Consider the following 22,095-nt stretch of genomic DNA (forward strand, 5'->3'; position numbering starts at 1 on the left):
CCTCGCCTGAAACGTCAGCCCTTCGGGTCAAACGCCTGCCGCAAGGCATCGCCGATGAACACCAGCAGCGACAAGATCAGCGCCAGGGCAAAGAACGCGGTAAAGCCCAGCCACGGTGCCTCCAGGTGTTGCTTGCCCTGGGTCACCAACTCCCCCAGCGAGGCGCTGCCCGCGGGCATGCCGAAACCGAGGAAGTCCAGCGCGGTCAGCGTGGTGATGGCCCCGGTGAGCATGAACGGCACGTAGGTCAGTGTGGCATTCAAGGCATTGGGCAAGATATGCCGCAGCATGACCTGGCTGTCTGGCAAACCCAGCGCCCGGGCTGCCTTGACGTATTCCAGGTTGCGCCCCCGCAGGAACTCGGCCCGCACCACGTCGACCAAGGTCAGCCATGAAAACAGCGCCATGATCCCCAGCAGCCACCAGAAATCCGGCTCGACGAACCCGCTGAGGATAATCAGCAGGTACAACACCGGCAGCCCGGACCATACCTCCAGCAGGCGCTGGCCGAACAGGTCGACCCAGCCCCCGTGGTAGCCCTGCAGGGCGCCTGCCGTCACCCCGATGACCACGCTGATCACGGTCAGGGCAAAGGCAAACAGCAAAGACACCCGCGTGCCATACAACACCCGGGCCAGCACATCACGGCCCTGGTCATCGGTACCCAGCCAGTTGCTGCTGCTCGGTGGGCTGGGCGTTGGGACCTGCAAGTCGTAGTTCGGGGTGTCGGCGCTGAACGGGATCGGTGCGAACAGCATCCAGCCGCCCTGGTCCTCGATCAGCTTGCGCACGTAGGCGCTGCGGTAGTCGGGCTGGAACGGCAACTGGCCGCCAAATTGCTGCTCGGTATAACGCTTGAGCGCCGGTACGTACAGTTCGCCCTGGTAGCCCAGCAGCAACGGCTTGTCATTGGCCACCAGCTCGGCGCCCAGGCTCAGCGACAGCAGGGCGGCGAATACCCACAGCGATACCCAGCCCAGGCGGTTGCGGCGAAAACGTTGCAGGCGCCGGCGCGCCACAGGCGACAACATCAGTGTGCCCTCGTGTCGAAGTCGATGCGCGGGTCCAGCAAGGTGTAGGCCAGGTCGCCGATCAGGCGGATCAGCAGCCCTGCCAAGGTGAAGATGAACAACGTGCCGAAGACGATGGGGTAGTCGCGGGACACGGCGGCGTCGTAGCTCATGCGGCCCAGGCCATCCAGTGAGAAAATTACCTCGATCAGCAGCGAGCCGGCGAAGAACACGCTGATCAGTGCCTGTGGCAACCCTGCCACCACCAGCAGCATGGCGTTGCGCAATACATGGCCGTAGAGCACCCGCCGCTCGCTTAGGCCCTTGGCCCGGGCGGTGACTACGTACTGGCGCGAAATTTCGTCGAGGAAGGCATTTTTGGTCAGCAAGGTGAGGGTGGCGAACCCGCCGATCACCAAGGCGCCGACGGGCAGTACCAGGTGCCAGAAGTAATCGGCCACCTTGCCGAGCAGGCTCAGCTCGTCGAAGTTATCGGAAACCAGGCCACGCACCGGAAACCAGTTCAGCGAAGTGCCGCCGGCAAACACCACGATCAGCAACAGGGCGAACAGGAACGAGGGCAGGGCGTAGCCGACCACGATCAGTGCGCTGCTCCAGGCATCGAAGTGGCTACCGTGGCGCACCGCCTTGCGAATGCCCAGGGGGATGGACACCAGGTAGGTGATCAGCGTGGCCCAGAAGCCCAGCGACAGGGTGACCGGCAGTTTGTCGAGGATCAGGTCGGTGACCTTGGCACCGCGGAAGAAGCTGTTGCCGAAGTCCAGCCGGGCATACTGGCCCAGCATCAGCCAAAGGCGCTCGGGCGCAGACTTGTCGAAGCCGTACTGGCGCTTGATCTCTTCGATCAGTTTGGGGTCGAGCCCGCGGGTGGCGCGTGATTCACCGTGCACAACCTCCGAGCGCGCACCGGGGGCGCCACCGCCGATCCCTTGCAGGCGCGCCACGGCTTGTTCCACCGGGCCGCCTGGCGCGGCCTGTACGATGACGAAGTTGACCAGCAGGATCGCCAGCAAGGTCGGAATGATCAGCAGCAGGCGGCGCAATAGGTAGCGGGTCATGGGGCGGCGTTCCGGCGTATGGCCATCTGTTCATTGGTCAGCGCGGTTGGGCTGATCTCCCACCAGGTGTCCAGGCCTTCATCGTAGGTGGCCTGAACCTTGGGCAAGCCGAAGCGGTTCCACCAGACGGTGGAGCTGCCTGGCGGGTAGTAGTTGGGGATCCAGTAGTAATTCCACTGCAGCACCCGGTCCAGGGCGTGAGCGTGGCGCAGCATGTCGGCCTCGCTGGCAGCGCGTACCAGGCCGTCGATCAGGTGGTCGACGGCCGGGTCCTGCAACACCATCAGGTTGTTCGAACCGGGGTCGTGGGCAGCGGCCGAGCCGAAGTAGTTGTACAGCTCGGCACCCGGTGAAAGCGTCACCGGGTAGCCGGTCACGACCATATCGTAGTCACGGGCCATCAGCCGGTTGACGTACTGCGCCGAGTCGACGTTACGGATGTTGAGGGTAACGCCGATCTGTGCCAGGTTGCGCTTCCAGGGCAACAACAGGCGCTCCATGCCGGCCTGGCCGTTGAGGAAGGTGAACGCCAGTGGCTCACCTTCGCGGTTGACCAGGCGGTCGCCATCGGCATGCCAGCCGGCCTGCTGCAGCAGGGCCAGGGCTTGCAACTGCTGGGCGCGGATGATTCCCGAGCCGTCAGTGACCGGTGCCGTGAACACGTGGTCGAAGACTTCCTGCGGCACCTGGCCACGCAGCGGTTCGAGCAGTTTCAGCTCGCCGGCATCGGGTAGCTGGCGGGCGGCCAGCGGGGTATTGGAGAACACGCTCTGCTGGCGGATGTACAGGTTGCGCATCATCTGCCGGTTGCTCCACTCGAAGTCCCAGAGCATGCCCAGTGCCTGACGTACACGGCGGTCCTTGAACTGCGGCCGGTCCAGGTTGAACACGAAGCCCTGGGCGACCTGCGGTTTGGCTGGGCCCAGGTGGGCCCGCTGCAGGCGGCCGTCGTCCAGTGTGGCGCCGTTGTAACCCAGGGTGTAGGCGGTTGCGGAGAACTCGCGGTTGTAATCGTAGCCCCCGCCCTTGAGCACCTGGCGCGCCACCTCAGTGTCGCCGAAGTACTCGATGCGCAGTTTGGCGAAATTGTACCGGCCACGGTTGGCCGGCAGGTCACGGGCCCACCAGGTGGGGTCACGCTCGAAGGTGATGCTGCGGCCATTGTCGATCTGGCCGATGCGGTAGGGCCCACTGCCGACCGGTTTGTCGAAGCCGGCCCCGTTGGCGAAATCGCGTTGCTGCCAGTCGTGTTCGGGTAGCACGGGCAAGCTGGCCAGGTCCAGCGCCAGGGTACGGCCGTGCCCGGGTTTGAAGTCGAAGCGGATGCTGCGCGGGCCTTCCACGGTCACCGCGCTGACGTCGGCGAACTGGGTGCGGTAGGTCAGGCTGCCTTTGCTCATCAGCAATTCGTAGGTGAAGCGCACGTCTTCGGCGCGTACCGGCTTGCCGTCGGCGAAGGTCGCCCGTGGGTCGATATCGAAACGCAGCCAGGCGTCCTCCGGGCCACGTTCCATGCGCCTGGCGATCAGCCCATAGACGGTGTAGGGCTCGTCGAATGAGCGCACGGCCAAGGGTGCGAACAACAGGCCATCGACCTGGCTGACGCCAATGCCTTTGTCGATGTACGGCAGGATATGGTCGAACTGGCCAATTTCGATGGCCGAGCGGCGCAGCATGCCGCCCTTGGGGGCACTGGGGTTCACATAGTCGAAATGCTGGAAACTGGCGCCGTAGCGGGGGGCTTCGCCGTACACCGTGAGGGCATGGGTGGGGGCGGCCAGGGCATCGGGGGCGAAACAAAGCAGCAACAGGCACCACAACCCGTGCAAAAGCGGGTTACCCCGCGAATACGCCCGAGCATGCAGCCTCGTTGCCTGAGCTGACGTATTCGCGTGTGAACCCGCTGCCACCGGGGGCATCAACAGCTGTTGGCTGCTTAGTCCTGACGGCTGGTGACTTCCAGCAGGTGGTAGCCGAACTGGGTCTTTACCGGGCCTTGCACGGTATTGACAGGTGCGCTGAAGACCACGGTGTCGAATTCCTTGACCATCTGGCCTGGGCCGAACGAACCCAGGTCACCGCCCTGGCGGCTGGACGGGCAGGTGGAGTTGGCTTTGGCGATTTCAGCGAAATCGGCACCGGCTTCGATCTGGGCTTTCAGTTCGTTGCACTTGTCTTCGCTGGCAACGAGGATGTGACGGGCGGTTGCACGGGCCATGGGTACTGCTCCTTGGGGTAAAAAGTGCAAGCCTAGCGCACTTGTCCGGGGTATGTCTCGCCAGGCTTGCAACCATCGGCTCACAGTTGTTGTGCGGCTTCGCGCAACAGTGTTTCGGTCGAGGCCCAACCCAGGCAGCCGTCGGTGATCGACACGCCGTATTTCAGGGCGCCCTTGCCCAGCGCCTGGCAACCGTCGAACAGGTGGCCTTCGATCATTACGCCCACCAGCGAGCGGTCGCCGCTCAGGCGTTGGGCCAGCACCTCGTTGAACACCGCAGGCTGGCGCGCTGGGTCCTTGCCACTGTTGGCATGGCTGCAATCGACCATGATCCGCGGCTGCAAGCCAGCCTTGGCCAGCGCCTGGCGGGCGAGGGCAATGCTAGGGGCATCGTAGTTAGGCCCCTTGTGGCCGCCGCGCAGCACCAGGTGGGTGTCGGGGTTGCCCAGGGTTTCGATGATCGCCGGGTGGCCTTGCGCGTCCAGGCCGAAGTGGCGGTGCGGGTGCGCAGCGCTGCGCATGGCGTCGCTGGCTACGGCAATACCGCCGTCGGTGCCGTTCTTGAAGCCCACTGGCAGCGCCAGGCCACTGACCATTTCGCGGTGGATCTGCGATTCGGTGGTGCGCGCGCCTACCGCAGCCCAGGCCAGCAGGTCGTCGAAGTAGCCCGCGGCCAGCGGTTGCAGCAGCTCGGTGGCGATGGGCAGGCCGCGCTCGATCATGCTCAGCATCAGCCCGCGAGACAGGGCAATGCCGGCATGCATGTCGTCGCTGCCATCCAGGTGCGGGTCATACGCCAGGCCTTTCCAGCCCACCGTGGTACGTGGTTTTTCGACGTAGGCGCGCATCACCAACAGCAGCTTGTCATCGACTTCGCGGCTGAGGGCGGCCAGGCGGTCGGCGTATTCCAGCGCGGCCCGCGGGTCGTGGATCGAGCAAGGGCCGACGATCACCAGCAGGCGCTGATCGTGGCCTTCGAGGATGTTGCGAATAGCCTGGCGGTGGGCATGGACTTGCTGGGCCAGGTCAGTGGCAAGCGGCATTTGCTGCTTGAGCAGGTGCGCACTGGGAAGGCGTTTGCTGACTGCGGTGTTGGCCGCTTGCGGCTGGGTCAGGGGCAGGGCGAGGCTGGAGGCGTGCATGGCATTTTTCCCTGGGCGGACGGCGGGGGCTGGCCCGCGCGGTCGGCCCTATCGAGGTGTTCGACAGATCGTTGAATTACTGTTGGCTGCTGCATTGCCACCTGTGCAAGACCGATCGGAGGCGGCTGGCTGGCCCGAGCGGGATTGGCTAAATCGCCAGGTGTAGGTGTCGGCGTAGTAATAGGTGGCGTAGTTCATGAAGCGGTCCTCAATGTGAATCGATGGTTTTCAAAGGCCTGAAACGCAAAACCCCCGGTCGGGGAGCCGACCGGGGGTTTGAGTATTCTCATGTTCGGCGGCCCCTCGAAGGTGGGCGCCGTGCAGGTATCGGCGCCTAATGGCTAAACCAATACCCGAAGTAATAGCTTGCTGGAGCTACGCAGCCGGCAACGGCCAGCACAGGGCGCGGCTGGCGACCGGTGTGGTTGGCGAGATGGCGGATGTGTGTTGGCATGTGGCACTCCAGTGAATGAGCCCGAGCTTACTGCAGTTCGGCTGGGCCATTCAATGGATAAATACTATGTGTTCAATCATTTATTTGTGTACTGAATGGTTAAACAGCCCTGTCAACGGCTGTCCTGATCTTCAGCGGTGCCACCGCTGGCACCGGCACCCGAGCCAGTGGCCTCGCCGGTGCTGTTGGAGCCGCCCGTGGCGCCATCGGCGGCACCGGTGCTGCTGCCGGTGTCACTGCTGTCATTGCTTTTGCCGCTGCCAGGGGTGTTGACGCTGCTGCCCTCACCAGCAGTCTTGCCACCTGACTGGTCGGTTTGTGGGTGGCTGTCGGTGTTGGTGGCCGTGGCGGCGAAGCTGGTGCCAGCGAGTGGGGTCAGCGCCAGTGCCAGGCACAGAGAGAGCGGGCGAATGCGGATCATGGGATATCTCCATCGTGCGGATGATCTGTCATTCGTTTGGCCTGGTGAGCTGGGCTGGGTGCCGTTCGGGCGACGAGCGGTAAGCGCAACAAGCGATGGGGGCCGCTGCGCCGGGCCGGCGATCAGCGAGATTGTGCGTGTTCTTGCAGCAGCTCGGGGCTGTTGAAGTTGCTCAAGCGGCGATCGTCTTCGCTGCACTCAAGCGCTTGCACCTTGGCGCGCAACAGGGCCTTCTGCAAGCTCCGCTCACCCTCGGCCCAGGCCTGCTCCAGCATCGGCAGCAACCGGCGCGGCAGTACGCTGAACATCGGCTGCCAGTAGCCGCCCTGGTGCGCCATCGCGGCACTGTCATTGGCCGCAGCAACCCGCAGCAGGTCTTCGATTAATGCGCGGTCAACCAGTGGCGCATCGCAGGCCAGCACCACCACCCATGCATGCCGCGCCACCTTCAGCCCGGCAATCACCCCCGCCAGCGGCCCGGGGAAGTCATGGTCGGCATCGCTCACCAACTGGTCGGCATACACCCGGTATGCCTGCTGGTTGCGGTTGCAGGAAATCACCAGGTCGTCAGTCAGGGGCCGTAGCACGCGGTGGATAGCGGCCACCAGTGGTTCGCCCTGCCAGCTGATCAGGCCCTTGTCACGGCCGCCCATACGCTGCCCGCGGCCTCCCGCGAGGATCAGGGCGGAGCAGGTGAGCAATTGTTCAGTCATTGGCTAAAGTCCGAGGCAGGTACGCAGGCAACCCTCACACGCACGACAGCGGATGTCCAGCAGACGTGAACGCGGGGCCAGGGCACTGACATTTTTGCCAGTTGTGCCCGCCGCTGCTTCTCCCTTGAATAGGGCAGCAGCCTTGCGCTCGCAATGAGGGCAAGCAAGATTCCAAGGAGAAGGCAATTGAACAAAGCGCAACTTATTGAACAGGTAGCAGCGCGCGCCGTACTCAGCCAGGCGATGGCCAAAAAGGCCGTCGATGCCTTCATCGATGGGATCAAGGCGTCGCTGAGCACACACACGCCTGTCACTTTGGTGGGTTTCGGCAAGTTCGAGACCGTCCGAAGGTCAGCGCGGGTCGGCAGGGACCCGCTATCTGGCAAGCCGTTGAACATACCTGCGGCGATGACGGTCAAGTTTCGAGCTGGCAAGGATCCGAAGGATGCCGTCAGATTCCGCGGGGAGTCCGAGGCCAAGACCAGCCCCCGCAAGTGAACGCAGAGGGTCCCTGGGGACCCTCATTCAGTGGCTGCCGTGCAGCGCCTCGCCCGCCGTTGCGGTTTTGCGCGTGCCAGCCAGCCGCATCACGCTGACGAAGAACACCGGCACGAATACCACCGCCAGCGTTGCGCTCAGCATGCCGCCGATAACCCCGGTGCCGATCGCCTGTTGGCTCGCCGAGCTGGCACCGCTGGCGATCGCCAAGGGCACCACGCCGAGGATGAACGCCAGCGATGTCATCACGATCGGCCGCAGGCGCAGGCGGGCGGCCTGTACGGCGGCATCGGCGGCGTCCATGCCCTGGTCGACCAGGTGCTTGGCGAACTCGATGATCAGAATGGCGTTCTTCGCCGACAGGCCGATCAAGGTGATCAGGCCGACCTTGAAGAACACGTCGTTGGGCATGCCGCGCAGGGTTACCGCCAGTACCGCACCCAGCACGCCGAGTGGCACCACCAGCAGCACTGCGGTGGGTATCGACCAGCTCTCGTACAGCGCAGCCAGGCACAGGAACACCACCAGCAGCGACAGCGCCATCAACATCGGCGCCTGGCTGCCGGACAGGCGTTCTTGCAGTGACAGACCGGTCCATTCCAGGCCGGTACCGGCGGGCAGTTGCGCGACCAGGCGCTCGATTTCGGCCATGGCTTCGCCCGAGCTGTAGCCGGCGGCCGGTTCGCCTGAAATCGACACTGCCGGGTAGCCGTTGTAGCGCGTCAGCTGCACCGGGCCGCTGACCCATTTGGCCTGGACGAACGCGGCCAGCGGCACCATCTTGCCGCTGCTGTTGCGCACATGCATGTTCAGCAGGTCTTGCACCTGGCTGCGCTGGTCGCCTTCGGCCTGCACCACCACGCGCTGCATGCGGCCCTGGTTCGGGAAGTCGTTGACGTAGCTGGAGCCCACTGCCACGTCGAGTACCGAGCCAATATCGGCAAACGTCACGCCTAGGGCATTGGCCTGGCGGCGGTCGATCTCCAGCTGCACCTGCGGGCTTTCCGCCAGCGAGGCTTCGCGCACGTTGCTCAGCACCTTGCTCTTGGCGGCCTGCTCGAGAAGCTGGTCACGCGCCGCCATCAGCGCGCGGTGGCCCATGCCACCCCGGTCCTGCAGGCGGAACTCGAAGCCGGTCGACTCGCCAAGCCCGTCGATGGGCGGCGGCAGTACGGCGTAGGCCACCGCATCCTTGAGTTGCGTGAAGGCCTGGTTGGCGCGCTCGGCAATCGACTGGGCAGTGTGTTGGGCACCGCGCTCGGACCAGTCCTTGAGGGTGGTGAAGGCCAGCGCAGCGTTCTGCCCACTGCCCGAGAAGCTGAAACCCAGGATCAGTGTGGTGTTGCCGACCCCCGGTTCTTCACTGTTGTGCGCCTCGATCTGGGCGGCCACCTGTTCGGTGCGCATGCGGCTGGCGCCCGGCGGCAGCTGGATGTCCGTTATGGTGTAGCCCTGGTCTTCGGTGGGCAGGAACGCCGTGGGCAGCTGGCTCAAGCCATAGCCCAATACCCCCAGCAGCAGCGCATACAGCAACAGGTAGCGCCCGCTGCGTTGCAGCGCTTGCATGACCCAGCGCTGGTAGCCATTGCTCATGCCCTCGAAACGGCGGTTGAACCAGCCGAAGAAACCCTTGCGTGCATGCTGTTCGCCCTTGGCCACAGGCTTGAGCAGCGTGGCGCACAGTGCCGGGGTCAGGCTGAGGGCGAGGAAGGCCGAGAACAGAATCGATACCGCCATGGCGACCGAAAACTGTTGGTAGATCACACCCACCGACCCTTGCATGAAGGCCATGGGCAGGAACACCGCCACCAGTACCAGGGTGATGCCGATGATCGCGCCGCTGATCTGGCTCATGGCCTTGCGCGTGGCTTGCCGGGGCGGCAAGCCTTCTTCGGCCATGATGCGCTCGACGTTTTCCACCACCACGATGGCGTCATCGACCAGGATGCCGATGGCCAGCACCATGCCGAACAGGGTCAGCACGTTGATCGAGAAGCCCAGCGCCAGCATCACGGCGAAGGTGCCCATCAGTGCCACCGGTACCACCAGGGTCGGGATCAGCGTGCAGCGCAGGTTCTGCAGGAACAGGAACATCACCGCGAACACCAGCAGCATGGCTTCGAACAGGGTACTGATGACCTGCTCGATCGACACCTTGACGAACGGCGAGGTGTCGTAGGGGATGTCGTACCTGACCCCCTCGGGGAAGTAGCGCGCCAGGTCCTGCAGTTTCGCCCGCACCAGGGTGGCGGTTTGCATGGCATTGGCGCCTGGTGCCAGCTGCACGCTGAAGGCCGTGGCAGGCTTGCCGTTCAAGCGAGTGCCGTACTGATATTCCTGTGCGCCGACTTCCACCCTGGCGACATCGCCAAGGGTGACCACGGAGCCGTCGGGGTTGGCGCGCAGCACAATGGCGGCGAACGCTTGCGGCGTGCTCAGTTGGCCTTGGACCACCACGTTGGCGGTGATTTCCTGGGTGCTGCGGCTGGGCAGGTCGCCAATGCTGCCAGGGGCTACCTGGGCGTTCTGGCCGGCGATGGCGTCGGCCACGTCGTTGGGCGTGAGGTTGAAACCGACCAGCTTGCGCGGGTCGATCCAGATGCGCATGGCCCGTTCCGAGCCATACAGCTGGGCCTTGCCGACGCCTTTGAGGCGGCGTATTTCATCCATGACGTTACGCGCCAGAATGTCCGACAGGGCGGTTTCGTCGAGTTTGCCGTCTGTGGAGGTGAGAGTGGCCAGCAGCAGAAAGCCAGTGGACACCTTCTCGACCTGCAGGCCCTGCTGGGTGACCGGGCGCGGCAGGCGGGACTCGACCACCTTCAGGCGGTTCTGCACGTCGACCTGGGCCAGGTCCGGGTGGGTGCCCGGGGCGAAGGTGGCGGTGATGGTGGCGCTACCCAGGCTGCTCTGCGATTCGAAGTACAGCAGGTTGTCGGCGCCGTTGAGCTCCTGTTCGATCAGGCTGACCACGCTTTCGTCCATGGTGGCTGCCGAGGCACCCGGGTACACGGCGTAGATCTCGACCTGCGGCGGTGCCACGTTAGGGTATTGGGCCACCGGCAGTTGCGGGATGGCCAGCGCACCGGCCAGCAGGATGAACAGCGCGACCACCCAGGCGAATACCGGGCGGTCGATGAAGAATTGCGGCATGGGTCAGGCCCTCACTGGCCGTTGTGCTGTGCGATGGGCGGCGTTTGTGGGCTGGGGGCGACCTGCACCTGGTCGCCGGCCTTGACGTGCTGCAGGCCCTCGATGACCACGCGCTCGCCAGCGGCCAGGCCGGCGCTGACGATCCAGCGGTCGCCCTGGGTATTGCCCAGCACCACCTCGCGCTCGCTCACCCGTGCCTGCTGGTCGACCACCAGTACCTTGGGCACCCCGGCGCTGTCACGCAGGATGGCGCGCTGCGGCACACTCAGGCCATTGGGTTGCACGGCCTGCTCGAGGCGCACGCGCACATAGCTGCCGGGCAACAGGTCCAGGTCCGGGTTGGGGAACTCGCTGCGCAGGGTGATCTGGTTGGTGCTGGGGTCGACGCTGATGTCGGAGAACAGCAATTTGCCCGGCAGTGGGTAGGCGCTGCCGTCGTCCTGGATCAGCGTCGCCCGGGCCTGACCGTCGCCCACCTGCTGCAGCTCGCCCGCGCGCAAGGCGCGGCGCAGGGCATTGAGCTCGCGGGTGGACTGGGTGACATCGGCGTGGATCGGGTCCAGTTGCTCAATGGTCGCCAGCGGGGTGCTCTCGTTTTGCCCGACCAGCGCGCCTTCTGTGACCTGGGCACGGCCGATGCGGCCGGAGATGGGCGCGGTGACCGTGGCATAGCCGAGGTTGAGGCGCGCGCGCGCCAGTGCTGCCTTGGCTTCGGCTACGGCGGCATCGGCCTGCAGCAGGCTGGCCTTGGCATTGTCGTATTCCTGGCGGCTGACCGCCTTGTCGTCGACCAGCTGGCGGTAGCGCTGCTCTTGCAGGCGGCTCTGGTAGTGTGTGGCTTCGGCCTTGGCCAAGGTTGCGCGGGCACTGTCGTGGTCGGCTTTGAACGGCGCCGGGTCGATCAGGAACAGCACATCGCCTTGCTTGACGTCACTGCCTTCGCGGTACACCCGCTTGAGGACCACGCCGGCGACCCGCGCGCGGACTTCTGCGGTACGCGGGGCCAGGATGCGGCCACTGAGTTCGCTGCTGATGGCCAAGGGCTGCAGTTGCAGGGTTTCCACCCGTACTTGCGGGGTGGGCGCCTGTTGGTCTTGCTCGGTGCTGTTGCCGCAGCCGGCCAGGGACAGGCTCAGAAACGCCAGAAGCGCCACTGGGCGCAGGCGAAGGGAGAGGGTAGTAGGCATGCGGATCTTCCGATGATGACCGGGTATATGCTACGGCAGGCATTGCTGGGCGGCTGTTAATACCTGTAGGGCGAGTGTGAAAAAATGTAAAGAACAAGCCTGTGGTGTTGCAGTGTTCTATATCCTGAGTATTCCTGTGCCGGCCTCTTCGCGGGCTTGCCCGCTCCCACAGGTACAGCACAGATTTCAGATACTGTGCGGTCCTTGTGGGAGCGGGCAAGCCCGCGAAGAGGCCGGCAAGGTCCAACACAACCTAGATTCCCAAGCACCTATGCCGAATATTCTCCTGGTCGAAGACGACAGTGCCCTGTCCGAGCTGATTGCCAGCTACCTGCAACGCAACGATTTTCATGTGCAGGTGATCGCCCGCGGCGATCATGTGCTGGACGAGTACCGCCGGCAAAAGCCCGATCTGGTCATTCTTGACCTGATGCTGCCAGGCCTCGATGGCCTGCAGGTCTGCCGCCTGTTGCGCCAGGAATCGCAAGGCTTGCCGATCCTGATGCTGACCGCCCGTGACGACAGCCACGACCAGGTACTGGGCCTGGAAATGGGTGCCGACGACTATGTGAGCAAACCCTGCGAGCCTCGTGTGCTGCTGGCGCGGGTGCGTACCTTGCTGCGCCGCAGCAGTGTCAACGAGCCACGGCTGGACCACGACCTGATCGTGATCGGCGGCCTGCGCATCGACCTGGCCGAACGCACGGTCAGCTGGCGCGGCGACGAAGTGGAGCTGTCCAGCGGCGAGTACAACCTGTTGGTGGTGCTGGCGCGCAATGCCGGCGAAGTGCTGAACCGCGACCGCATCCTGCAGCAACTGCGGGGCATCGAATTCAATGGTACTGACCGCTCGGTGGACGTGGCCATTTCCAAGCTGCGGCGCAAGTTCGACGACAACGCCGGTGAAGCGCGCAAGATCAAGACCGTCTGGGGCAAGGGCTATCTGTTCAGCCGCGTCGAGTGGGAGTGCTGACCGGCCATGCTCAAGATCCTGGTGCGGCTGTACCTGGTGATCATCATTGCCTATGCCGGTGCGCTGCTGCTTATTCCCGACAGTATCGTCGGCCTGTTCCATGACCGGTTCATGGCCTACAACCTGGACCAGGCCAAGGGTGTGCAGTCGATGGTCGTGCGCCAGTTCCGCCAGGCGCCGCGCGAGCAGTGGCCAACGGTGGCGCAGGAACTGGCCGGTGATTTCGCACCGCTGCAATTGCAGCTGTTGCCCATGGACCGCGCGGGCCTGAGCGACCAGGAGCAGGCGCGCCTGGCGCAGGGGCTGCACGCGGTACGCATTGGCGAGTGGGGCTATTACAAAACCGTGCTGGCCCCTTTGGACAAGCAGTGGCTGGTAGAGCTGCATTCGCCACCGGACCCGCTCGACATCAACGTATTGTCCTGGGGGGTGACCGTCTTGATCGGTGCCGCCATGCTCGGCTGCCTGCTGCTGTGGGTGTGGCCGCACTGGCGTGACCTGGAGCGCCTGAAGGAAACCGCACGGCGCCTGGGCCAGGGGCACATGGCCGAGCGTACGCACATCTCGCCGCACTCCAACATCGGCGAGCTGGCCGGGGTGTTCGATACCATGGCCAGCGACCTTGAGCGGCACGTCAACCAGCAACGCGAGCTGCTCAATGCGGTGTCGCACGAGCTGCGTACGCCGTTGACCCGGCTCGACTTCGGCCTGGTGCTGTTGTTCGACGAAGTGCCGCCAGCCAGCCGCAAGCGCTTGCTGGAACTGGTTGGCCATGTGCGCGAGCTGGATGAGCTGGTGCTGGAATTGTTGTCGTACAGCCGGCTGTACAACGCCGACCAGGCCCGCGAGCGGGTCGAGGTGTCGTTGCTGGAACTGGTCGACAGCGTGCTGGGGGGCTTCGCCGAGGAGCTCGATGGCCGCGGCATCCAGTGGGAAGTTCGCGCCGAAGGCGAGCTACCCCGCTTTGTGCTCGACCCGCGGCTCACCGCCCGGGCTGTGCAGAACCTGGTGCGCAATGCCATGCGCTACTGTGACCAGAGCCTGTTGCTGCGCTTGTGCCTGGACCAGGACGGCGCGTGCCTGCTGACGGTGGAAGACGACGGTATCGGCATTCCGGTGGCGGAGCGGGAGCGGATCTTCCAGCCGTTCTACCGGCTGGACCGCAGCCGTGACCGGAACACCGGGGGGTTTGGCCTGGGCTTGGCGATCAGCCGGCGGGCGATCGAGGGCCAGGGCGGAACGTTGACTGTCGCACAGTCGGCGCTGGGCGGTGCGCAGTTGCGCATCCGCTTGCCTGCCCGTTAGCAGGCGGCAGGCGCGTACAGGCTTTTTCTTCTTGGCCAGTTCTTGTAGGTTTACAGCTCTTATAGCCAGGGAGCAGAACATGCAAGGCAAGGCACGCAAGATCGTCCAGGCCATTCTTTACGAGGCCATCGCCGTCGCCTGCGTGGCCCCGGCGCTGGAGTTGGCGTTCGGCGCCGGCATGGCGCAATCCACGGTGCTGTCGGTGCTGATGTCAGGCATCGCCATGAGCTGGAACATGGGTTACAACTGGGTGTTCGAGCGCTGGGAGGCGCGCCAGCAGCGGCGTGAACGTACATTCACCCGGCGCCTGCTGCACGCCCTGGGCTTCGAGGGGGGGTTGGTGCTGATCCTGCTGCCGCTGGTGGCCTACTGGCTGAACGTCAGTCTCTGGGCGGCGCTGCTCACCAACCTGGCACTGTTCGTGTTCTTCTTCGTCTACGCCTTCGTGTTCCAGTGGGGCTTCGACAAAGTGTTCGATGTGCCGCTGTCGGCGCAGCAAGCCAAGTGTTGACGTGGGCCTGCGCGGCAGGCTAAGTTCCTGGCCTATGAACACCTATCCGCACGTGAACGCCATTATTATTACCGCCATTATCAGCTTGGTGGGCTAGCGCGTACGTGCACCGAACCCGCCCTGGAGGCGGGTTTTTTCTCTCTGACTCCTGGGCAACGTAAAAACGCCAAGGAGTCATCGATGACCAGCTTCAGCACCCCCCGTACCCCAGCAACCCCCCAGCAACTGCTGTCGGAGCATGTGCGGCGCATTCTTGCCGCGCCGGTGTACGACCTGGCTATCGAAACGCCGCTGCAAGCTGCCCCGGCCTTGTCTGCCCGCCTGGGTAACCAGGTGTTGCTCAAGCGTGAAGACCTGCAGCCGACTTTCTCGTTCAAGATCCGCGGTGCCTACACCCGCCTTTCGCGGCTTGGCACCGCGCAACGCGAGCGCGGGGTCATCACGGCGTCGGCGGGCAACCATGCCCAAGGCGTGGCCCTGGCCGCTGCGCACCTGGGCATGAAGGCCACCATCGTCATGCCCACCACCACACCGTCGTTGAAGGTGGAGGGGGTGCGCTCACGGGGTGGCCATGTGGTGTTGCACGGCGAGAGCTTCCCGCATGCCCTGGCCCATGCCCTGAAACTGGCCGACCAGGCCGGCGCCACCTTCGTGCCGCCGTTCGATGACCCCGATGTCATCGCTGGCCAGGGTACGGTGGCCATGGAAATACTGCGCCAGCACCCGGGTGCGCTGGACGCCATCTTCGTGCCGGTGGGCGGCGGTGGCCTGATCGCCGGTATCGCCGCCTACGTGAAGTACCTGCGCCCCGAGGTTAAAGTGATTGGCGTCGAGCCGGACGACTCCAATTGCCTGCAAGCGGCCATGGCAGCGGGGGAGCGGGTGGTCCTGCCGCAGGTGGGCAGCTTTGCCGATGGGGTGGCGGTGGCGCAGGTCGGCGCGCATTGTTTCGAGCTGTGCCGGCACTTCGTCGACGAGGTGCTGACGGTGAGCAGTGACGAGCTGTGCGCGGCGATCAAGGATATCTACGATGACACCCGTTCCATCACCGAGCCTTCCGGGGCATTGGCGGTGGCCGGGATCAAGCAGTATGTGGCGCTGCACGGTGCACAAGGGCAGACCCTGGTGGCGATCGATTCCGGCGCCAACGTCAACTTCGACCGTTTGCGCCATGTGGCCGAGCGCGCCGAACTCGGCGAGCAGCGCGAGGCAATCATTGCAGTGACCATCCCGGAACAACCCGGCAGCTTCCGGGCATTCTGCCAGGCCCTGGGCAAACGCCAGATCACCGAGTTCAACTACCGCTACTACCCCGGCCAGCAGGCGCGCCTGTTCGTCGGGGTGCAGACCCACCCGGTGCACGACCCGCGCAAGCAACTGCTGGCCAGCCTGGCTGGGCAGGGTTATAGCGTACAGGACCTGACCGACAACGAGTTGGCCAAGTTGCATGTGCGCCATACCGTGGGCGGTCATGCCGCCCCGGGGGCTACTGAGCGGGTGCTGCGCTTCGAGTTCCCGGAACGGCCAGGGGCGTTGCTGGGCTTTCTGGAGCGCTTGGGCAAGCACTGGAACATCAGCCTGTTCCATTACCGCAACCATGGCGCGGCCCAGGCCCGGGTGCTCGCCGCCCTGGAAGTGCCGGCGCAAGAGCTGGCGGGCTTGCCCATGGCGCTGGATGCCATGGGCTACCAGTACTGGGATGAGACCGACAACCCGGCATACGCACTGTTCCTGGGCTGAGCCGGGTCGGCGGGTACGTGGTCAAGCGGACCCGCCGCGCCGTTCAGCGTGCACCGCGCCCGTAGGCCTGGCTGATGCGGTCGATGACCATGGCCAGGGCAACGATCGCCAGCCCGGCTTCCACACCCTGGCCCACGTTCAAGGTCTGGATACCGGCCAGCACATCCTCACCCAAGCCGCGGGCGCCTATCATCGACGCGACCACCACCATCGACAAGGCCATCATCACCGACTGGTTCAGCCCGGCCATGATGCTGGGCAGCGCCAGCGGCAGGGCTATGCGCCGCAACCGCTGCCAGCGGCTGGCGCCCAGCCCGTGGGCGGCCTTGAGCAACGACGGGTCGATCTGGCTCAGGCCCAGCTGGGTCAGGCGCACCAAGGGTGGCAGGGCGTAGATCAGGGTGGCGAATACTGCCGGCACCTTGCCCAGCCCAAACAGCATCAGCACCGGGATCAGGTACACGAACGCCGGCAGTGTCTGCATCACATCCAGAACCGGCAGCAACAACCGCCTGGCCAGTGGCCGGGCGGCCAGCAGGATGCCCAGCGGCACGCCAACCAGTACACACAAACCCGTACTCACCAGCACCAAGGCCAGGGTCTGCAGCAGTTTGTCCCACAGCCCGAGCATGCCGATCAGCGCCAGCAGGGCTACCAGCACCACGCTGCGCAGCAGGCTGCGGCTGGCGTGCCAGGCCAGCAGGCCGACCATCGCCAGCAGCAGCCACCAAGGCACGAGGCGCAGCAGGTTCTCCAGCCCGACCAGCACCTGCAGCAACTGGTCGGACACGCTGCGCAAGTGGTCGCCGTAGTGCAACACCAGCCAGTCGACCACGCGGTTGACGCCGTCAGCGATGGAAAACTGCAAGGCTTGAGGAAAACCGCCGCTCACAGGCTGGCCTCGACCTTGGCCGCGATATCGGCGGGCAGCCAGGCCTTCCATACTTCGCGGTTATCGCGCAGGAAGGCCAGCGCGGCCTCGCGCGGTGCGGTGCGCTTTTCGCTCATGTTCGCCAGCGCCTGGTTCAGGCGCTGGATTGGCAAGTCGACCTGCTCGAAGGCGCGCACAAGGTCCGGGTAGCCATCGCGAAAAGCCTTGGACACCCCGATCGACAATTTCGCCGGTAGCGACTGGCTGCCTTGCGGGTTGGGGTTGCTCGCATCGGTGAGGGTGGCCCAGGCGTTGGCATCGAATGGTGGTTCTTGCAGGCGTACGAGCTTGTAACGGCCCATGAGTGGGGTAGGGTTCCAGTAGTAGAACAGCACGGGCTGGCCACGGCGGATGGCCGAGGTAATTTCAGCATCCATGGCGGCACCGGAGCCACTGCGGAAGTTGGTGTACAGCTCATTCAAACCGTAGGCCTTGAGCTTCTGGCTGTTCACGGTTTCGGAGGTCCAGCCGCTGGGGCTGTTGAGGAAGCGGCCTTTGTCGGGCGACTCGGGGTCGCGAAACACCTGCGGGTAGCGCGTGAGGTCCTCGACTTGTCGCAGCTCGGGGGCACTGGGCTTGATGCCAAGGGCAGGGTCGCCCTCGATCACATAGGCCGGCACCCACCAGCCTTCTTCGGCATTTTTTACCGTGTCACCCAGGGCGAACACTTGGCCGGCCTGCTCGGCCTTGACCCAGGCGGGGCTGCGCCCGGCCCACTCCTCGGCGATGACCTGCAGGTCGTTACGTGCCAGCGCCACCTCCATGCTGACCGTGCTGCCGGGCAGGGTGTCGGTGGGGTAGCCGTAGCCGCGCTCGACAATCAGCCGCAATATCTCGGTGGTGAGTGCGCCACTTTCCCAGCCGATGGCGCCGAAGTGAATGGGGGCTGGCTGTTCGGCCGCTGCTGCGCTATCGGTGCTGGCCAGGCCAACCGTCAGCAGCAGCCCGGCCAGGAGCGCGGGGATTGTTTTCATGTACACCTCGTCGTCGACAGTGCGGCAAGTGTAGACGACGAGGTTGGGCGGCTCCGGGGGGCCATTGGCGCCCCCGACGGTTCAGACGCGGAACTGGTCCATCAGCGCCTGCTGCTGGTTGGCCAGGCTATTGAGCGACTGGCTGACCCGGGCTGACTCATTGGCCTGGCCTGACAGCGATTCGGTCACGTCACGTATGGTGGCCACGTTGCTGTTGATTTCCTCGGCCACTGCGCTTTGTTCCTCGGCGGCCGAGGCAATCTGCAGGTTCATGTCGGTGATCACCGTTACCGCCTGGCCGATGCGCTGCAGCGCGGTCACCGCCTGGCCGACCTGCTCTACACCGCCCTGCGCCTGGCGGTGGCTCTGGTCCATGGCGCCGACCACTTCGCGGGTGCCGTTCTGCAGCGCCTCGATCACCTGGCGGGTTTCTTCCACCGACTCCTGGGTGCGTTGGGCGAGGTTGCGCACCTCATCCGCGACCACCGCAAAGCCCCGGCCGGCCTCGCCGGCGCGCGCCGCCTCGATGGCGGCGTTGAGCGCCAGCAGGTTGGTCTGTTCGGCAATCGAACGGATCACTTCCAGCACCGAACCGATCTTCTCGCTGTTCTGTGCCAGGCCCTCGACCTCGGCCATGGCATCGCTCATGTTGGCGGCCAGGGCGTCGATGCTGCTGGTGGTCCGATCGATCACCGCCAGGCCTTCCCGGGTGGCCTGGTCGGCATCACGTGCCGCCTGGGCCGCCTGGGCGGCGCTGCGTGCCACATCCTGGGCGGTGGCGCTCATTTCGTGCGAAGCGGTGGCTACCTGGTCGACCTGGCGGTACTGCTGCTCCATGCCGGCGCTGGTTTCGCTCGCGATCGCCGAAGACTGGTCGGCGGTACCACGGGCGGCCTGCACCGAGCGTTTCACCTCGGCGATGGTCGGTTGCAGCTTGTCGAGAAAACGGTTGAACCAGCCGGCCAGTTCACCGAGCTCGTCCTGCTTCTGGTAGGCCAGGCGCCGGGTGAGGTCACCTTCGCCGCTGGCGATATCCTTGAGCATGGCGGCCACGCCAAGAATCGGCCGGGTCACCCCGCGCGCCATCAGCCATACCAGCAGCAGGCCGGCGATCGCGGCAGCCAGGCCCAGGCCGAGCTCCAGCAAGGTGGCGCTGGTGTTCAGGGTGTCCAGTTCCTGCTTCAGCGCTTGCGCGGGGCCGGTCAGGGCATTTTCCGGCACATCCAGCAACACGCCCCAAGGCTGGGCATCAGGGATTGGCCGGAACGCTGCCAGCACTTTCAGGCGCTGTTGGTCATGCAGGATGCTCAGCTTGCCAGCGGCCAGCCTGCGCACCAGTTCGGCGCCATGGGCCGGGTCGACCTGGTCGACGCGCTGGGCCAGCTTGCTGGCGTCGGCGCTGTAGCCGGCCAGCAGGCCGACCGGGCTGAGAATGCCGACCCGGGTGCGGCCCTCGTACAGGTTGCGGCTGGCCTCTTCGCTGAGTGCCTGCAGGCTGTTGAGGTTGATGTCGATGGACAGCGTGGCGATGATCTTGCCATTGACCGTCAGCGGGAAAACGATACTGGTCATCAGCACTTGCTGGCCGTCGATGGCATAGAAGTACGGCTCCACCACGCACACCTTGCCGGTAGTGCGCGGGCATACCCACCAGGTGTTGGCCGGCTGGCCACTGGGGCCGATCTCGGTGTTGGCCATGTCATGTTCAGGCAGTGCCATGGCCGTCAGCTGGCCGGCACGCGGCTGCGACCAGTACAGGGCGAAGCGCCCGGTCTCGTTGCTGCCCAGTTCCGGTTTGTCGGCGAACAGGTTGTCCTTGTTGTCCAGCGCATTGGGCTCGAACACCAGTGACAGGCCAAGCAGGTCGGGGTTGGCCTGCAAGGCGGCGCGGACCTGGCGCGTCATGTCCTCGCGCAGGTCGAAGGCATCGAGAAAGCGCTTTTCGGCCTGTTCGCGCAGGAACAGCACCTGGCGGGCGAAACCGGCACCGTACTGGTAGGCGTCCATGAACTGGCGGCGAATGTTCAGCGCCTGCACTTCACCTTGCGACTCGATGCGCGACTGCGCCGCTTCGGTCAACATCTGCATGCTGCTGGCCTTGACCAGGTCCGAGCTGTGGTCCATGCGGTACAGCGACAGGCCGACGAGCAGGGTGACGATGCTGGCCAGGCAGAGACCGGCGAGCAGGGTGATCTTCCACTGGATGGAGAGTTGTCGCAAAGGCATGGGGCGGTTCCCTTTTTGATGCAGTAAGGGTTATGGCTTTGGGCAGGGTGTGCAGGTCGTAGGGGCAGGCAAGTGGCCCCAACATCAACGTATCGGCGCTGTAGGATTTTTCTTTATTCAAACATTCAATTTAAATTTGTCGCCGGTGACATCCGCCGCAACCTGGCATTTTTGACATCTGCCGCCCACTGCTTCAGAGTTCGCGCTTTTTTCTGTCGTAAAGAGGTAAGCCCACCATGAATGCAGTGATCGCCGCGGTCGGCATCATGCTGATACTCAGCCTGTCCCGCGTGCACGTGGTCATCGCCCTGATCATTGGCGCCCTCGTCGGTGGCCTGACCGGTGGCCTGGGTATGGAAGGCACGCTCAAGGCCTTCAACGGCGGCCTCGGTGGCGGGGCGACGGTGGCCTTGTCCTATGCATTGCTGGGCGCTTTTGCCGTGGCGATCGCCAAGTCCGGCCTGGCCCATGCCCTGGCCGACCGCGCCCTGGCCATGATCGACCGCCAGGGCCATGCCAATGCTGGCAAGCTCAAGTGGCTGATGATCGGCCTGATGCTGGCGGTGGCGGTGTCGTCGCAGAACATCCTGCCCATTCACATCGCCTTCATCCCGCTGCTGGTGCCGCCGCTGCTGTATGTACTGACCCGCCTGCGCATCGATCGGCGGCTCATCGCCTGCGTCATCACCTTCGGTCTGATTACCCCCTACATGTTCCTGCCGGTGGGCTTTGGCAACATTTTCCTCAACGAAATCCTGTTGGCCAACGTTGCCCGCGCCGGTGTCGATGTGAGTGGCGTCAATGTCACCCACGCCATGGCGATCCCGGCTGCCGGCATGCTTGTCGGCCTGTTGCTGGCGGTGTTCATCAGCTACCGCAAGAAACGCGACTACGATCTGGCACGCATTGCCCAGGTGGAGCAGGTAGGCGTGCAGTACAACCCAGTGACGCTGCTGGTGGCCGGGCTGGCGATTGCCGCCGCGTTCATCGTGCAACTGCTGCTCGATTCGATGATCATTGGCGCCATGGTCGGCTTTCTGATCTTCTCGTTGTCGGGCATCGTCAAGTGGCGCGACACCGACGACCTGTTCACCGAAGGCATGAAGATGATGGCCATGATCGGCTTCATCATGATCGCCGCCTCGGGCTTTGCCGAAGTGATGAAGGCCACGGGTGAGGTGAACAGCCTGGTGCAGGCTTCGGCACAGTGGATCGACCACAGCAAGGGCGTAGGTGCCTTGCTGATGCTGCTGGTGGGGCTGTTGGTGACCATGGGCATCGGTTCGTCGTTTTCCACCGTGCCGATCCTGGCTGCGATCTTCGTGCCACTGTGCGTCCAACTGGGCTTCGATCCGCTGGCCACGGTATGCATCGTCGGCACTGCCGGTGCCCTGGGTGACGCCGGCTCGCCGGCGTCGGACTCCACCCTGGGCCCGACCTCCGGGCTGAACGTGGATGGCCAGCACCACCACATCTGGGACACCGTGGTCCCTACCTTTATCCATTACAACCTGCCATTGCTGGCGTTCGGCTGGCTGGCGGCCATGACCTTGTAAGGCG

Annotated in this window: 18 protein-coding genes; 6 read left to right on the forward strand and 12 right to left on the reverse strand. The window is 64.7% G+C overall.

The genetic code is table 11. From position 1 onward, the window contains the following. Window positions 1-14 precede the first annotated feature (14 nt). The 7 genes from ACF8SD_RS21995 to mobA all read right to left on the reverse strand — a co-directional run bounded on the left by ACF8SD_RS21995 (window position 15) and on the right by mobA (window position 7,037). Entirely contained in the window at window positions 15-1,031 is a 1,017-nt protein-coding gene (locus tag ACF8SD_RS21995; RefSeq protein WP_009686642.1) for an ABC transporter permease, read from the reverse strand. Then, a complete protein-coding gene (locus tag ACF8SD_RS22000; protein ID WP_392485136.1) occupies window positions 1,031-2,089 on the reverse strand; it encodes a microcin C ABC transporter permease YejB in 1,059 nt (352 codons plus the stop codon). Before ACF8SD_RS22000 ends, ACF8SD_RS21995 begins: the two co-directional genes overlap by 1 nt. Continuing rightward, window positions 2,086-4,014, reverse strand: a complete 1,929-nt coding sequence (locus tag ACF8SD_RS22005; protein ID WP_392485192.1) for an extracellular solute-binding protein — start codon at window positions 4,012-4,014, stop codon at window positions 2,086-2,088. The genes ACF8SD_RS22000 and ACF8SD_RS22005 overlap by 4 nt, the downstream gene beginning before the upstream one ends. Before the next feature lie 11 nt (window positions 4,015-4,025). Further along, on the reverse strand, window positions 4,026-4,307 hold the full coding sequence (locus ACF8SD_RS22010) for a peptidylprolyl isomerase (protein WP_009686645.1): 282 nt from the start codon (window positions 4,305-4,307) through the stop codon (window positions 4,026-4,028). An 80-nt stretch (window positions 4,308-4,387) separates the two neighbouring features. Continuing rightward, complete coding sequence (locus ACF8SD_RS22015; protein WP_173888831.1) at window positions 4,388-5,449, reverse strand: 3-deoxy-7-phosphoheptulonate synthase; 1,062 nt, start codon at window positions 5,447-5,449, stop codon at window positions 4,388-4,390. Window positions 5,450-6,015: 566 nt separating this feature from the next. Beyond that, window positions 6,016-6,324, reverse strand: coding sequence for a hypothetical protein (locus ACF8SD_RS22020; RefSeq protein WP_173888833.1), 309 nt, complete (start codon window positions 6,322-6,324; stop codon window positions 6,016-6,018). Between the two features lie 122 nt (window positions 6,325-6,446). After that, a complete protein-coding gene (gene mobA / locus ACF8SD_RS22025; RefSeq protein ID WP_173888835.1) occupies window positions 6,447-7,037 on the reverse strand; it encodes a molybdenum cofactor guanylyltransferase MobA in 591 nt (196 codons plus the stop codon). Between the two features lie 186 nt (window positions 7,038-7,223). Here mobA and ACF8SD_RS22030 point away from each other — a divergent pair, with 186 nt between their 5' ends. Then, window positions 7,224-7,535: an HU family DNA-binding protein gene (locus ACF8SD_RS22030; protein ID WP_173888837.1), complete on the forward strand. Its 312-nt coding sequence runs from the start codon at window positions 7,224-7,226 to the stop codon at window positions 7,533-7,535. Between the two features lie 27 nt (window positions 7,536-7,562). On the opposite strand, the gene ACF8SD_RS22035 is transcribed toward ACF8SD_RS22030, so the two are convergent. Further along, window positions 7,563-10,688 (reverse strand): multidrug efflux RND transporter permease subunit, encoded by a 3,126-nt coding sequence (locus tag ACF8SD_RS22035; protein ID WP_392485137.1) that lies wholly within the window; start codon window positions 10,686-10,688, stop codon window positions 7,563-7,565. Between the two features lie 11 nt (window positions 10,689-10,699). Next, entirely contained in the window at window positions 10,700-11,875 is a 1,176-nt protein-coding gene (locus ACF8SD_RS22040) for an efflux RND transporter periplasmic adaptor subunit (protein ID WP_392485138.1), read from the reverse strand. Between the two features lie 271 nt (window positions 11,876-12,146). Between ACF8SD_RS22040 and ACF8SD_RS22045 the strand changes: the two genes are divergently transcribed. The 4 genes from ACF8SD_RS22045 (at window position 12,147) to ilvA (ending at window position 16,404) form a co-directional block, all read left to right on the forward strand. Continuing rightward, window positions 12,147-12,848 carry a response regulator transcription factor gene (locus ACF8SD_RS22045; RefSeq protein WP_009686653.1) on the forward strand — a complete coding sequence of 234 codons (702 nt, stop codon included), beginning with the start codon at window positions 12,147-12,149 and terminating at the stop codon, window positions 12,846-12,848. Window positions 12,849-12,854: 6 nt separating this feature from the next. Continuing rightward, the gene (locus ACF8SD_RS22050; RefSeq protein WP_173888844.1) at window positions 12,855-14,153 is read left to right on the forward strand and encodes an ATP-binding protein; all 1,299 of its coding nucleotides are present in this window, start codon (window positions 12,855-12,857) and stop codon (window positions 14,151-14,153) included. Window positions 14,154-14,232: 79 nt separating this feature from the next. Next, entirely contained in the window at window positions 14,233-14,664 is a 432-nt protein-coding gene (locus tag ACF8SD_RS22055) for a PACE efflux transporter (RefSeq protein WP_392485139.1), read from the forward strand. Window positions 14,665-14,844: 180 nt separating this feature from the next. Beyond that, complete coding sequence (gene ilvA / locus ACF8SD_RS22060) at window positions 14,845-16,404, forward strand: threonine ammonia-lyase, biosynthetic (protein WP_392485140.1); 1,560 nt, start codon at window positions 14,845-14,847, stop codon at window positions 16,402-16,404. A gap of 43 nt (window positions 16,405-16,447) precedes the next feature. Here the strand turns inward: ilvA and ACF8SD_RS22065 are convergent, their stop codons facing one another. From ACF8SD_RS22065 to ACF8SD_RS22075, 3 genes are all read right to left on the reverse strand, one after another. Continuing rightward, window positions 16,448-17,296, reverse strand: coding sequence for a proline/glycine betaine ABC transporter permease (locus ACF8SD_RS22065; protein ID WP_173888850.1), 849 nt, complete (start codon window positions 17,294-17,296; stop codon window positions 16,448-16,450). Next, on the reverse strand, window positions 17,293-18,309 hold the full coding sequence (locus ACF8SD_RS22070; protein WP_392485141.1) for an ABC transporter substrate-binding protein: 1,017 nt from the start codon (window positions 18,307-18,309) through the stop codon (window positions 17,293-17,295). Before ACF8SD_RS22070 ends, ACF8SD_RS22065 begins: the two co-directional genes overlap by 4 nt. A gap of 81 nt (window positions 18,310-18,390) precedes the next feature. Further along, window positions 18,391-20,535 carry a methyl-accepting chemotaxis protein gene (locus tag ACF8SD_RS22075; protein ID WP_392485142.1) on the reverse strand — a complete coding sequence of 715 codons (2,145 nt, stop codon included), beginning with the start codon at window positions 20,533-20,535 and terminating at the stop codon, window positions 18,391-18,393. A 236-nt stretch (window positions 20,536-20,771) separates the two neighbouring features. Here ACF8SD_RS22075 and ACF8SD_RS22080 point away from each other — a divergent pair, with 236 nt between their 5' ends. Then, window positions 20,772-22,091 carry a Na+/H+ antiporter family protein gene (locus tag ACF8SD_RS22080; RefSeq protein ID WP_173888856.1) on the forward strand — a complete coding sequence of 440 codons (1,320 nt, stop codon included), beginning with the start codon at window positions 20,772-20,774 and terminating at the stop codon, window positions 22,089-22,091. Window positions 22,092-22,095 lie beyond the last annotated feature (4 nt).

It is taken from the genome of Pseudomonas sp. CJQ_9 (assembly GCF_043106615.1).
GTDB lineage: Bacteria > Pseudomonadota > Gammaproteobacteria > Pseudomonadales > Pseudomonadaceae > Aquipseudomonas > Aquipseudomonas juntendi.

What these genes read in the sequence shown, in the direction of transcription:
- ACF8SD_RS22055 (WP_392485139.1), top strand. Translation starts at nt 14,233, where the DNA reads ATGCAAGGCAAGGCACGCAAGATCGTCCAGGCCATTCTTTACGAGGCC.
- ACF8SD_RS22045 (WP_009686653.1), top strand. Translation starts at nt 12,147, where the DNA reads ATGCCGAATATTCTCCTGGTCGAAGACGACAGTGCCCTGTCCGAGCTG.
- ACF8SD_RS22035 (WP_392485137.1), bottom strand. Translation starts at nt 10,688, where the DNA reads ATGCCGCAATTCTTCATCGACCGCCCGGTATTCGCCTGGGTGGTCGCG.
- ACF8SD_RS22070 (WP_392485141.1), bottom strand. Translation starts at nt 18,309, where the DNA reads ATGAAAACAATCCCCGCGCTCCTGGCCGGGCTGCTGCTGACGGTTGGC.
- ACF8SD_RS22080 (WP_173888856.1), top strand. Translation starts at nt 20,772, where the DNA reads ATGAATGCAGTGATCGCCGCGGTCGGCATCATGCTGATACTCAGCCTG.
- ACF8SD_RS22010 (WP_009686645.1), bottom strand. Translation starts at nt 4,307, where the DNA reads ATGGCCCGTGCAACCGCCCGTCACATCCTCGTTGCCAGCGAAGACAAG.
- ACF8SD_RS22020 (WP_173888833.1), bottom strand. Translation starts at nt 6,324, where the DNA reads ATGATCCGCATTCGCCCGCTCTCTCTGTGCCTGGCACTGGCGCTGACC.
- ACF8SD_RS22075 (WP_392485142.1), bottom strand. Translation starts at nt 20,535, where the DNA reads ATGCCTTTGCGACAACTCTCCATCCAGTGGAAGATCACCCTGCTCGCC.
- ACF8SD_RS22050 (WP_173888844.1), top strand. Translation starts at nt 12,855, where the DNA reads ATGCTCAAGATCCTGGTGCGGCTGTACCTGGTGATCATCATTGCCTAT.
- ACF8SD_RS22015 (WP_173888831.1), bottom strand. Translation starts at nt 5,449, where the DNA reads ATGCACGCCTCCAGCCTCGCCCTGCCCCTGACCCAGCCGCAAGCGGCC.
- ACF8SD_RS21995 (WP_009686642.1), bottom strand. Translation starts at nt 1,031, where the DNA reads ATGTTGTCGCCTGTGGCGCGCCGGCGCCTGCAACGTTTTCGCCGCAAC.
- ilvA (WP_392485140.1), top strand. Translation starts at nt 14,845, where the DNA reads ATGACCAGCTTCAGCACCCCCCGTACCCCAGCAACCCCCCAGCAACTG.
- ACF8SD_RS22000 (WP_392485136.1), bottom strand. Translation starts at nt 2,089, where the DNA reads ATGACCCGCTACCTATTGCGCCGCCTGCTGCTGATCATTCCGACCTTG.
- mobA (WP_173888835.1), bottom strand. Translation starts at nt 7,037, where the DNA reads ATGACTGAACAATTGCTCACCTGCTCCGCCCTGATCCTCGCGGGAGGC.
- ACF8SD_RS22040 (WP_392485138.1), bottom strand. Translation starts at nt 11,875, where the DNA reads ATGCCTACTACCCTCTCCCTTCGCCTGCGCCCAGTGGCGCTTCTGGCG.